Raw genomic sequence first — 12573 nt, forward strand, 5'->3', positions numbered from 1 at the left:
AAAATAGATTGCAAATCGAACTGTTCAGAAGAAGATCACGCGATCAACAGACGAAGTGAGTTTGTCATCATTAAATAGTTAAAGTATTTAAGTTTAGTATATTTTAAGAAGCCCTTACCATATCGGTAAGGGCTTTTTTTGTACCTTAGTTTAAATTTGTTGGCACATTATTTGAATAACAACAAATGTTTAACTTAAAAAGTGGACAAAATGAAGTTTTTATATTATATGATCGTTGCTTTGTTTTTTGGTTTTGTTACGCAAGTGCAAGCCCAAAGAGCGGTGGTAACTGCTACTAATTATGACATTAGTGATAACTTAGATTTACAAGCAGTTGCTTCTATATTCGGGGATTCAAAAGATCTAGAAGATTTTGAATACCGTCTGAACGACCCTAGTTTGCGTATCAATAACCTCGATTTGAATAAGGATGGGTACGTAGACTATTTGAGAGTAATCGAAGTAACAGAAGGAAATACTCACTTGATCGTGATTCAAGCCGTTTTAGGACGCGATATGTATCAAGATGTGGCAACAATTGAAGTAGAGAAAAATAAGCGCCGTAATCAAGTGTCTGTTCAAATTGTAGGTAATAGTTATCTCTATGGACCAAACTATATTTATGAACCAGTTTATGTCGTAACACCACCTGTATTTAGTTTATTCTGGGGAGTTTCCTACCGTCCGTATTACTCGTCTTGGTATTGGGGTTATTATCCATCGTATTACTCGTACTATACGCCTTATCCAACGGCAACCTATGTCGTTCATGTACACAATCACATTAATTACAGCAATCGTTATGTGTATACCAATAATCACTACAGCAGTAATTCAAGATCTATGTACAGCGAGGTAAGAAAAGATTATTACGAACGATCAAACCCAAATAACTCATTTTATGTGCGAAATAACGGTTATTCTAATAGCCGTGATTTAGCAGAGGCTAGATCATCGTACACCAAAGAAACAAGTAATTATTCTCGAGGAAACAACAATACTTCAACGAGTAACTCAACACGTGATATCAATCGTGTGGATAATAGCAACTATTACTCAAGAAGTACAACCACGTCTAATGGAACGGATTCATATAAACGTGGCGAAGCGATAAACGGAACGAATAACACAACAGATAATTCAAATTCAGGCTATTATTCACGTAGCGCTAATTCGTCAGGAAATAGCAATTCCAATACAGGAAATTATTCACGCAGTTCAGGTACGTCAACTAGTTCATCAGGAACAACAAATTCAAATTCAGGATACTATTCTCGTAGTTCGGGCTCATCTAGTAATGTGGGTAGTAGCAATTCAGGCAGTAGCTCTAATTACTCCCGTAGTGCAGGCTCATCTAGTAGTTCGGGAAGTAGTAGCCCAAGTTATTCGCGTAGCTCATCGAATTACAGCTCAGGAAGTAGCAGCAGTCCAAGCTATTCGCGTAGTTCATCGAATTACAGCTCAGGAAGTAGCAGCAGTCCAAGTTACTCGCGTAGTTCCTCAAATTACAGTTCAGGAAGTAGTAGTCCGAGTTATTCCCGTAGTTCTTCAGGATCAAGTTCAAGTTCAAGAAGTAGCAGTGGATCATCGTCTTCCTCTTATTCAAGAAGTAGATAAGCAAAAAACATATAAAAAAAGAGCAAGTGATAAACTTGCTCTTTTTTTAGTTATATAATTCGTTTAGTAGCTTTGCTAAACGAAGACCTCCTTTTAAAAGTTGTTCTTCAACAGTGTCTTTAAAGTCGAAGTGGTAGCGGTAGCTTAGACTTTCATTCTCTTCAGCGCTGTTGTAAATCGTGTTAGCCGAAGTATACGAATCGAAAATCCAATCTTCTAATGTACCAGAAACTAAAGCCGTATTGTGTTTTTTGCCGTGAACGTCAAGTACAGTAGCATATTCGGTATAGCTGTATTTATCAAAATCTACTAAAGCAGAGTCCCAAAGGCTGTGTAAGTTCGTTGATTTTCTAAACCATTCTACTTTAATTCTGTTTCCTCCTAAATCTTCTGATCGTCCGATGTGAAGCGGTTGATGTGCATCGCCAATAATGTGAATTAAGAAGTACAATTTTTGTTGTTTCTCTTCTAAAGTAAGGGTATTATTTTTCAATTCCTCCATCAAAACCAAGGCGCGTTTGTATAAGTTTTCATCTGTAGAATTAGCCAATTCCTGATCAAAAGCAGCCCGACTTAAGTTACCAGGCATGTTTAGATAATGCCAGCTGTCGGCAAACTTCCAAGTAGGATCTGATTTAATAAAATCAGGCCAATTCGCCCAATAAGCCAATTGTTGGTTACCGATGATCTTTTGTAATTCTTTTTTAGCTTTTTTGTTTAGGTTTCTTTCTGCTATTTCAGCAATAACGCGATGCCCTGTGGTTCCCCAAGCAAAGATCGCACTAGTTTGTAACAGACAAAAAGTAAGCGCTAAACCAAATAAAATTTTTTTCATTGTTTGTTTTTAGTATTAATTAAAAAGAGCTTTTAACTCTGTTGCGTCGCTTGGTTTCATTTTCCCAGCGAGAACTAAGCTCAATTGTTTTCTTCTTAAAGCGGCTTCAAAACGTTGATGTTCTAGCTCTGTTTCTGTGATTAATTCAGGAACAGGAACAGGATTTCCCATATCATCAACAGCAACGAAGGTATAAATGGCTTCATTGGCTTTGGTCTTGCTCCCCGATTCGCGATCTTCAATCCAAACATCGATATAGATTTCCATAGAAGAAGTAAAGGCTCTTGATATTTTTGCCTCTATCGTTACGACACTTCCCAAAGGAATAGGCTTATTAAAAGCAACGTGATTCACTGATGCAGTTACGCAAATTCTTCTCGAGTGCCTTCTCGCAGCAATCCCCGCAGCTCTGTCCATACGCGCTAATAATTCTCCTCCAAACATGTTGTTTAAAGGATTTGTTTCTCCAGGGAGAACTAAATCGCTCATGATAGTAGCTGATTCAGATACTAATTTTGCCTTCATAAAGAATATATTTTTGACAAAGATAACGACAAAGCAAAAAAAAACCGAACGTTTTGCGTTCGGTTACTATATTTAACGTATTATTTAATAAAGATCCATGCGTCTTTATTTGTAGTACGGTGAATTTCTTTTAAAGCGTCTTTGGCTTCCTCATGTGTTGCATAACTTGCATATAATACGGGATACATCCCATATTTGGTACGTCCTAAGAAAGAAGCTTGTTCAAAGCCTTTCCCCTTTAATAGATCCACTTCGATTGCTGCGTTTTCCTCACTGCGAAAAGCTGCAGCTACTAAGTGATAAGGAGTCGCAAGAACTGTGGTTTCGTCTTTTACAGGTAGGGCAATCGCATCACTAGTAGGTTCAATGATGAAGGTCGCTTGTTGAATTTTATTTTGTAGTTGTGATTGTACATTGTTTTCAATTGAAAGTGTCTGGTCATTGACATAAGCTGTATAGCCATTTTGCACTAAAACACTTCCAATACCCGCAACAAGTACTAAAACAGAAGCATACTTAAAGAAAGAAGCTGTTCGTCTTGTTTTTACTGGTGTTGGGTGTAGCGCAACTACTTGTGGAGCTGCTTCAGCTGTTCGGGCAATTGCAGGCGCGCCAACAGAAGATAGACCGAAAGAAGTCGCCAAGTAATTTTGATTTTGAATCGGATCAAATTGCAAACTCTTCTCCTCATTATAGCTAAATACTCCAATTGATTCTAAGTTTAAAGAATCAAAAGAAGTTAAGGTACTATGCCAATCAGCTACCATATTTTGAATGCGCATAACGGCTTCCTCATACGAAATACGTTCTTGCGTCGCCAAGTGATTTGCTAATAATCCATCATTGTTTACGATATTTCTATTAAAAGAAATTCGCTTTTGAGGCGGAAAAAAAAGTTGTTTTTCAGCATCGTAAAAAGACGATTGGATTTCAGTGATAAAAGCACCAAAACCTGGAACAATAACGCAGGGATAGCGATATAATAAGGCTGATATGTATTGAGTCATCTTCATACTACAAAATTAGTCTAAACCAATCGGTTAGCAAATAATAAACTAGTTTTTTTTATTAACAATTCACAAAAGAATATGAGCTTGTTAAGTATTTGGTACTGAATGGTTAGGTTTTTGATATTGATAAGACTAAGATAAGTAATTTAAATTAATTAACATAGTTTTAATGAAGGAGGAAGATTTGTTTTATACGTTAGCGTTGACCAGAGTGAATGGGGTAGGACCGATTACAGGCAAGCGATTGATTGAAAGTTTTAGTTCAGCTAGGAGCGTATTCAAGGCTACGACAGACGAGTGGCGAAGCAAGAGCGTATCAGAGGTGTTAATTAAGAATTTACAAGAGAAGAGCGTTTTGACATGGGCAGAAAAGGAACTCAAGCAGATGCAGAAGCACAGTATTCAGCCTCTATTTTATCAAGCACCGACCTATCCTTTTTATCTGAAGCAATGTGATGATGCTCCACTGTTGCTTTTTTGTAAGAGTAACCAAGAACTTAACTGGACGTCTCGTCCAATCGTTAGCTTAGTGGGTACGCGAACGCCTACGCAAAGGGGGTTGGCCTTTTGTACGCAATTTATGGAGGCAGTTCATTCGTTTAATCCTATTATAATCAGTGGATTGGCTTATGGGATAGATGCCTGTGTACACCGGGAAGCCTTAGCCTTTGGATTAGATACCTTTGGGATTCTTGGACATGGTTTACACCGCATATATCCAGCAATTCACGCAAAATTGGCCAAACAGATGTTAGAACAAGGAGGACTGTTGACGGAGTTTGCTATACAAGGAAAAATAGAGCGTGAAAATTTTGTGCAACGCAATCGCATTGTGGCGGGGATTAGTCAAGCAACTGTAGTTGTTGAAAGTGCTCTAAAGGGCGGTTCTATGAGTTCTATCGCCTTTGCCAATGAGTATAATCGCGATGCTTTTGCCCTTCCAGGTCGTGTGGATGATTTGATGAGTCAAGGATGTAATGAATTGATTCGAACGCATCGCGCTCAGCTTTTACAACATCCAGCTGAATTGATAGAAGTATTGAATTGGAATCAAACCGCGCGAAAACCGAAAATTATTCAACCTCAATTATTTGTGAATCTTGAGGAAGATGAACAGTGTGTTTTTGATTATTTGTGTGGTGTAGAACGCGAGCTTATTGATGTAATTGCTTTAGCGTGTAAGTTGCCCATCTATAAAGTGAGTACATTGTTGTTACAATTAGAATTACAGGGCTTGGTTAAGCCCTTGCCTGGAAAGTATTTTGAACGCATCGGATAAAGTAAAAGCGGGCATCCTGTTTGAATGCCCGCTTTTGTTTTATTTTACGGTGTTATAGCCTAGTTTTTCTCTTACTCGATTTAGTGTCGCATTGGCAACTTCTCCTGCTTTTGCAGCGCCTATCGCTAATAAGCGATCTACTTCTTCTAAGTTATTGATATAGTAGTCGTACTTTTCTCTTATTCCTTGGTATTTCTCCACGATTAGTTCGTATAGCTCTTGTTTCGCATGTCCATAACCGTAGTTCCCTCCTTCGTATTTAGCACGCATTTGCGCATTTTGCTCTGGAGTAGCCAATAGCTTGTAAATCGTATACACATTGCAAGTGTCTGGATTTTTGGGTTCTTCAAGCGGGGTGCTATCCGTCTCAATACTCATTACTTGTTTGCGAAGTGTTTTATCGTTTTCGAAAATATTGATAATGTTATTTCTGGATTTACTCATTTTATTACCATCTAATCCAGGTACAATCATTACCTCTTCTGAAATTTTTGCATCGGGTAAAACAAAGGTTTCCCCCATTTGATGATTAAATCGAGCGGCTACATCACGGGTAATTTCTAGGTGTTGTAACTGATCTTTTCCTACAGGAACAAAATTAGCATCATACAATAAAATATCCGCAGCCATGAGCATAGGATAGGTAAATAATCCTGCGTTAACATCAGAAAGCACTTCCGCTTTGTCTTTGAAAGAGTGTGCTAATGTTAAACGTTGGAAAGGAAAAAAGCAACTTAAGTACCAACTTAGCTCAGTCGTTTGCGGTACGTCGGACTGGCGGTAAAAAGTTACATGATTAACATCTAAACCACAAGCAAGCCAAGTAGCCGCAACACTATAGGTGTTTTCCTGTAATGTTTTTGCATCTTTTATTTGCGTTGCTGAATGTAAATTCGCAATAAATATAAAAGACTCATTCTCTTTGTTGTTGGCCATTTCTACTGCAGGTAGAATTGCGCCTAAGAGATTCCCTAAGTGTGGAGTTCCTGTACTTTGAACTCCTGTTAGAATTTTAGCCATTGCGTGTTTGTATATATAATAACAACAAAGATAGCGTTTTTGGAAGTACTGTTATTTCTTTTTTTCTTTTTCCTTGGTTTAACATCCCTTTATTTTTTATTTTTGAAGGACTTCATGCAATATTAAAATGCATTGTTTAATGAAATATATTCGCACCTTTTTCAGCGTATTATGGCGTTCGTGGTTTTATCTGTGGATGCTTATCGTAATCCTGTTGTTGTCTCCTTTGCTTTTAGCAACTATTTGGTCTGATTCGACCTACCCTACTTTTTTTAAAGTGGCGCGTTTATGGGCGAAGTTGACGTTTTACGGGATGGGGATGTCGATTGAGATTGAATCTGCTTATGCCCTAGAAAAAGGCAAAAGTTATATGTTTATTGCCAACCATACCTCAATGATGGATATCATGATGATGTTGATCTTAGTTAAAGACAATCCTTTTGTTTTTGTGGGTAAAAAGGAGTTGGCTAAGTTGCCAATCTTTGGTTTTTTCTACAAGAAGACTTGTATCTTGGTGGATCGAAAGGATTCGAAGAGCAGATATCAGGTGTTTGAAAGTGCGCAAAAGAAGTTGAACAAAGGATTGAGTATTTGTATTTTTCCTGAAGGAGGCGTTCCTGATGATCGAAGGGTGGTGCTTGATAGTTTTAAAGATGGTGCTTTTCGCTTGGCTATTGATCATCAGATTCCAATTGTACCTATTGCGATAGGGTATTTAAAATACTATTTCCCCTTTCAATGGGGGATCGGAAAACCAGGCAATGTACCCGTTGTAATTCTACCACCAATTATTACTGCAGGTTGTAGCCAAGAAAATAAAAAAGACCTTAAAGATAAAGCCCATCAAGCGGTTTGGGAACAAGTTTTCTCTTGGGAAGAAAATCGAACTAAAAAGGAAATTAATTCAATAGTAAATTCGTGATTTTTACTATATAAACCTATTTTGGTATTTTTTTTGTTTAAACAGCAGGTGTGATTAAACAGCATACCATGCAAATTAGATTTTTTTTACAACGCCTTTTTATTCAATGCTTTTGGCTTAATATGCCTATTTTACTAAGTTGGGGGCTTTTCTTCTTGTTGCGTGATACTATTTGGAGCGCCTATGCGATCGTTTATACGTATTATTTTTTGCAAGTGTATATTGGTTTGTATTTGTGTATCCTATGCTATCAGTGGAGTACAAGTAAGAAGAAAGAAATTCAATGGGCAGATTGGATCAGTTTGGTTGTATTGGTCTGTGGAGCTTATATATCCTCTTGGGCGGTGTTACTCTTCTATTAAATAAAAAAGCCTCAAAACGAATGTGATGAGGCCCTTTTAAGATCAAGCATGTTTTATTGTGCTTCTCTATTTTTGATTTCTTCTTTAATTTTTTGTTCTAACTCGTCCATTAGTTCTGGATTGTCTTTAATCAAAGATTTAACAGCATCTCTACCTTGCCCTAATTTTGTATCTCCATAGCTAAACCAAGAACCGCTTTTCTTCACGATTTCATAATCTACAGCTAAGTCTAGTACTTCACCAACTTTAGAAATACCTTCTCCATACATAATGTCAAATTCGGCAGTACGGAAAGGAGGTGCAACTTTATTTTTTACAATTTTTACTTTAGTACGGTTACCAATTACATTTTCACCATCCTTAATTTGCGTAGAACGACGAATGTCAATACGTACAGAAGCGTAGAATTTTAAGGCGTTACCCCCAGTTGTTGTTTCAGGACTTCCGAACATTACACCAATTTTATCGCGTAATTGGTTAATGAAGAACACCGTACAATTTGTTTTACTAATGGTTGATGTTAACTTTCTCAACGCTTGAGACATCAAACGCGCGTGTAATCCCATTTTAGAATCACCCATATCACCTTCGATTTCCCCTTTTGGAGTTAATGCCGCAACAGAGTCAATAACAACGATGTCGATCGCACCTGAACGAATTAAGTTTTCCGCAATTTCTAATGCTTGTTCCCCATTATCTGGTTGAGAAATAATTAAATTGTCAATGTCAACACCTAATTTCTGAGCATAAAAACGATCGAAGGCATGCTCTGCATCAATAAATGCCGCAATTCCTCCTGCTTTTTGCGCTTCAGCAATCGCATGTAATGTTAGGGTTGTCTTTCCTGATGATTCAGGACCATAAATTTCAATAATTCTTCCTTTCGGATATCCACTTACACCTAAAGCTAAGTCTACACCTAGTGAACCAGAAGAGATGACTTCAACTTCTTCCACAGCTGTATCTCCCAATTTCATTACCGTTCCTTTTCCGTAGGTTTTGTCTAATTTATCTAATGTTAGCTGTAAGGCTTTTAATTTAGCTTCTTTATCTGCACTCATTTTTTTTGAAGTATTGATTCTTAACTGATGTAAAAATAAGATAAAAATACCATAGATTATTGCTTGATATAAAGAATGCTACAAATTGTAGCAAAAAAAGTTATTTTGATTGCTCGAAAAAATCATCTTCACTGAGCCAAGCCCAATAACCTGCTGTAAAAAAAAACAATCACAAGGCGTAGGAGAGGTGAAATAGTTAAAATTTGTACTAATTCTCCTTGATTTAACGTGTTGTTTTTTTAATAGATCCGCATTCCTACTAGAAAAAAAATAAAAATACACCTTTAAAAATTAATAATTAATTACAAAGCAGGGCTTTGCTTGTAAATTTCACATTGAATTTGAAGTTCGTATGGTCTTAGTTTATACCTTTGTAACAACAAAAAATGTAAAAAAATTGAGCTTAGACAATTTAGTTACTTAAAAAATAATTTGAGATGTCACAATCGAAAACCACGCATTTAGACCGCGTAACCTTAGGAACCTTATTAGTCACACTTGGAATTATTTATGGCGATATAGGAACCTCTCCTCTTTATGTAATGAAGGCGATTATGGGACGTGCAGTTATTCGTGAAGAAGTTGTTTTAGGTGCCATTTCTTGTGTTTTTTGGACGTTAACCTTACAAACGACAGTTAAATATGTCTTTCTTACTTTAAAAGCAGATAACAACGGAGAAGGAGGAATCTTTTCGCTCTTTACCTTGGTGAAAAAGCTCAAGAAGCCCTGGCTTATCGTACCTGCGATTATCGGAGGAAGTGCTTTATTAGCCGATGGGATTATAACACCACCTATTTCTATTTCCTCTGCCGTAGAGGGATTGAAAATATACAAACCAGAGCTGGCTACGATTCCCATTGTTATTGGAATATTGATGGGTATTTTCTTTATTCAACAATTTGGGACACGCACCATCGGAAAGTTTTTTGGTCCTATGATGATGATTTGGTTCTTGATGCTAGGTGTGTTGGGATTTAGTCACTTAATTGATAATTTAAGTGTGCTGAGAGCCTTAAATCCATACTATGCGTTTCACCTGTTGACCATTCATTCCGAAGGATATTTGGTGCTGGGATTTGTGTTTTTATGTACCACGGGAGCCGAGGCTTTGTACAGCGATTTAGGACATTGTGGAATAAAAAACATCCGTATTAGCTGGGTGTTTGTCAAAACGATGTTGGTATTGAGTTACTTTGGACAAGGGGCTTTGTTGATCGAACATGCAGGTAAAACGCTAGTGGATTTAACTCCAAATTCGGATCAGCCAGCCAATCCTTTTTATTTGGTCATGCCTGACTGGTTTTTGCCTTTTGGAATTGGTATCGCAACTCTAGCTGCTGTCATCGCTTCTCAAGCCTTGATCAGCGGATCATTTACCTTGATTAACGAAGCGATTCGCCTGAATTTATGGCCTAAAATACGCGTGAAATTTCCTACGAATATACGCGGACAATTGTATATACCTTCTGTAAACTTTTTGCTATTTATCGGCTGTGTTTTTGTGGTTTTACACTTTAGAGAATCTGGAAATATGGAGGCTGCCTATGGGTTGGCCATTACGTTGTGTATGATTATGACTACTATTTTGTTAGGCTATTTCATGGTGTTAAAACGCGTACCACTGATTTTGATTATTTTGGTGGAAATCGTCTACCTAACTATTGAAGTCTCGTTTTTTATCTCCAATGTACAGAAGTTCTCCCATGGTGGTTACGTTACGGTGTTTATCGCGGGAATCTTAGCTGCAGTGATGACCGTTAATTACCTCGGAAAGAAAATCAGACGCAATTATACCGATTTAGTGAATATCGTCGATTATCAAGAGATCTTAACCGATTTGAGTCAGGATCAAACCATGCCCAAATACGTGACAAACTTAGTGTATTTAACCAATGCCTATAACCCATCTAAAGTGGAGTATAAAGCAATGTTCTCCATTATCAATCGCCGTCCAAAACGCGCAGATAATTATTGGTTTGTGCACGTTAATGTGGTTGATGAACCCTATAAACTAGAATATAAAGTCGTCAAATACGGGGCGAATCAAAATATTTTACGCGTCGACTTCTATCTGGGCTTCCGCAACGAACAACGAATCAATGTATTGATGAAGCAAGTTGTTACTGAATTAATGCATCAAGGCGAAATTGATATTACAACCCGTTATGAATCCCTGCATAAAATTGATGCCATTGGTGATTTTGAGTATGTACTCATTGAAAAAGAGTTGTCGTATGATAACGATTTACCAATGAAAGAGAAAATTATTCTCGACCTCTATGATTTCTTGAAAAAGATATCACTCTCAGAAGAAAAGGCCTTCGGTTTGGATAGTAGTGCCGTAAAAGTGGAGCGTTTTCCACTGATTATTAATCCTATTGAAGACTTACCTTTGAAGCGTTTAGAATAAAAAGGTATAATTTTATAAAGAGCTGATGTATAGTGATATACGTCAGTTTTTTGTTTTAGGGTATTTGTTTTTTAAATCAAAAGCGTATCTTTGCATCTTGAAATTCTTCCATTTAGAATTTCATTTCGTTTTTTTATTTATTCTACACTTAAATTTATATAGCATGCAACTGTATAACACATTAAGCGCAGAAGAAAGAGCAGAACTTATTGAACAAGCCGGGGAAAACCGCTTGACTTTGTCTTTCTATGCGTATGCCAAAATCGAAAACCCACAACAATTTAGAGATGATTTATTCTTAGCATGGAATGCGTTAGACGCCCTTGGTCGTACTTACGTCGCTCATGAGGGGATCAATGCACAAATGTCTGTACCTGCCTCGAAATTCGAAGCATTTAGAGACACCTTAGAAGCCTATGATTTCATGAAGGGTATTCGCCTCAATGTTGCTGTGGAACAGGATGACTTATCCTTCTTAAAGCTAACTGTAAAAGTTAGAAATAAAATTGTTGCCGACGGATTGAATGATGATACGTTTGACGTAACCAATAAAGGAATCCACTTAAAAGCCAATGAATTTAACGACTTATTGGAAGATCCCAATACGATTGTTGTAGATTTCCGCAATCACTATGAGAGTGAAGTAGGACATTTCGTGGGGGCCATTACACCTGATGTGGATACGTTTCGCGAGTCTTTGCCGATTATCAAAGATCAGTTGGAAGAAATCAAAGAGGAGAAAAACCTGTTGATGTATTGTACGGGAGGAATTCGCTGTGAAAAAGCATCGGCTTATTTCAAGCACCACGGCTTTAAGAATGTGTACCAATTAGAAGGAGGAATCATTGAGTATACCCGTCAAGTGAAAGCCGAAGGATTAGAGAGTAAATTCATTGGAAAGAACTTTGTATTCGATCACCGTTTGGGTGAGCGTATTACGGATGATGTGATTGCCAACTGCCACCAATGCGGAAAACCTTGTGATGTACACGTAAATTGTGCAAACGAAGCGTGCCATTTGTTATTTATCCAATGTGATGAATGTGCTGAAACGATGCATGGTTGTTGTTCGAATGCGTGTTTAGAGGTGATTCAACTGCCTGTTGAAGAGCAAAAAGCACTGAGAAAAGGCGTCCAAAAAGGGAATTTAATCTTCAAAAAAGGGCGTTCAGAGTCTTTAAAATTCAAGAAAGACGTGGATGGAACAGCTGAAATTCAACCAGTGAAGGTGAGTACAGTGACTCAAATTCGCAAAAAACAAGCAGAGCGCAAGCAACTTGTGGGAACAGTTCAACACTATTTTACCAAAGCGGGTGTGGGACAATTTGAGATGGAAAAAGCGGTACAATTGGGCGATAAGATTGCCATTATAGGACCAACAACAGGAGATGAGCGTTTAGTGTTAGAGAAAATGTTGGTGAATGGACAAGAAGTTGCTGTGGCAAATGTGGGTGATCGCATGACAATGGAATTAAACTTCCGCGTGCGTAAAAACGATCAAATTTTTAAAATTTTAGATTAAAAATAGATA

At 37.5% G+C, this 12573-nt stretch carries 11 protein-coding genes; 6 read left to right on the forward strand and 5 right to left on the reverse strand.

What is annotated here, in order from left to right; genetic code table 11:
- Positions 1-210: 210 nt before the first annotated feature.
- Positions 211-1617, forward strand: coding sequence for a hypothetical protein (locus ACPDHL_RS04185; RefSeq protein WP_430531551.1), 1407 nt, complete (start codon positions 211-213; stop codon positions 1615-1617).
- Between the two features lie 46 nt (positions 1618-1663).
- On the opposite strand, the gene ACPDHL_RS04190 is transcribed toward ACPDHL_RS04185, so the two are convergent.
- The 3 genes from ACPDHL_RS04190 to ACPDHL_RS04200 form a co-directional block, all read right to left on the reverse strand.
- Positions 1664-2452 carry a S1/P1 nuclease gene (locus tag ACPDHL_RS04190; RefSeq protein WP_430531552.1) on the reverse strand — a complete coding sequence of 263 codons (789 nt, stop codon included), beginning with the start codon at positions 2450-2452 and terminating at the stop codon, positions 1664-1666.
- Positions 2453-2467: 15 nt separating this feature from the next.
- Positions 2468-2977, reverse strand: a complete 510-nt coding sequence (locus ACPDHL_RS04195; protein WP_430531553.1) for an acyl-CoA thioesterase — start codon at positions 2975-2977, stop codon at positions 2468-2470.
- Between the two features lie 80 nt (positions 2978-3057).
- Entirely contained in the window at positions 3058-3990 is a 933-nt protein-coding gene (locus ACPDHL_RS04200; RefSeq protein ID WP_430531554.1) for an SPOR domain-containing protein, read from the reverse strand.
- A 166-nt stretch (positions 3991-4156) separates the two neighbouring features.
- Here ACPDHL_RS04200 and dprA point away from each other — a divergent pair, with 166 nt between their 5' ends.
- On the forward strand, positions 4157-5266 hold the full coding sequence (dprA, locus tag ACPDHL_RS04205) for a DNA-processing protein DprA (RefSeq protein ID WP_430531555.1): 1110 nt from the start codon (positions 4157-4159) through the stop codon (positions 5264-5266).
- Between the two features lie 39 nt (positions 5267-5305).
- Here the strand turns inward: dprA and trpS are convergent, their stop codons facing one another.
- Positions 5306-6286, reverse strand: coding sequence for a tryptophan--tRNA ligase (gene trpS, locus ACPDHL_RS04210; protein WP_430531556.1), 981 nt, complete (start codon positions 6284-6286; stop codon positions 5306-5308).
- A 139-nt stretch (positions 6287-6425) separates the two neighbouring features.
- Between trpS and ACPDHL_RS04215 the strand changes: the two genes are divergently transcribed.
- Both ACPDHL_RS04215 and ACPDHL_RS04220 read left to right on the forward strand, forming a co-directional pair.
- A complete protein-coding gene (locus tag ACPDHL_RS04215) occupies positions 6426-7208 on the forward strand; it encodes a lysophospholipid acyltransferase family protein (protein WP_430531557.1) in 783 nt (260 codons plus the stop codon).
- A gap of 68 nt (positions 7209-7276) precedes the next feature.
- A complete protein-coding gene (locus tag ACPDHL_RS04220; protein ID WP_430531558.1) occupies positions 7277-7570 on the forward strand; it encodes a hypothetical protein in 294 nt (97 codons plus the stop codon).
- A gap of 53 nt (positions 7571-7623) precedes the next feature.
- Here ACPDHL_RS04220 and recA read toward each other — a convergent pair whose 3' ends face one another.
- Positions 7624-8631, reverse strand: a complete 1008-nt coding sequence (gene recA, locus ACPDHL_RS04225; protein WP_182625969.1) for a recombinase RecA — start codon at positions 8629-8631, stop codon at positions 7624-7626.
- Between the two features lie 437 nt (positions 8632-9068).
- Between recA and ACPDHL_RS04230 the strand changes: the two genes are divergently transcribed.
- Together ACPDHL_RS04230 and ACPDHL_RS04235 are read left to right on the forward strand one after the other, a co-directional pair.
- Positions 9069-11042 carry a KUP/HAK/KT family potassium transporter gene (locus ACPDHL_RS04230; RefSeq protein WP_430531559.1) on the forward strand — a complete coding sequence of 658 codons (1974 nt, stop codon included), beginning with the start codon at positions 9069-9071 and terminating at the stop codon, positions 11040-11042.
- A gap of 163 nt (positions 11043-11205) precedes the next feature.
- Positions 11206-12564: a rhodanese-related sulfurtransferase gene (locus ACPDHL_RS04235; RefSeq protein WP_430531560.1), complete on the forward strand. Its 1359-nt coding sequence runs from the start codon at positions 11206-11208 to the stop codon at positions 12562-12564.
- The last annotated feature ends 9 nt before the right edge of the window (positions 12565-12573 follow it).

Origin of the sequence: Myroides sp. C15-4 (assembly GCF_050522745.1) — a bacterium.
Classification (GTDB): Bacteria; Bacteroidota; Bacteroidia; order Flavobacteriales; family Flavobacteriaceae; genus Flavobacterium.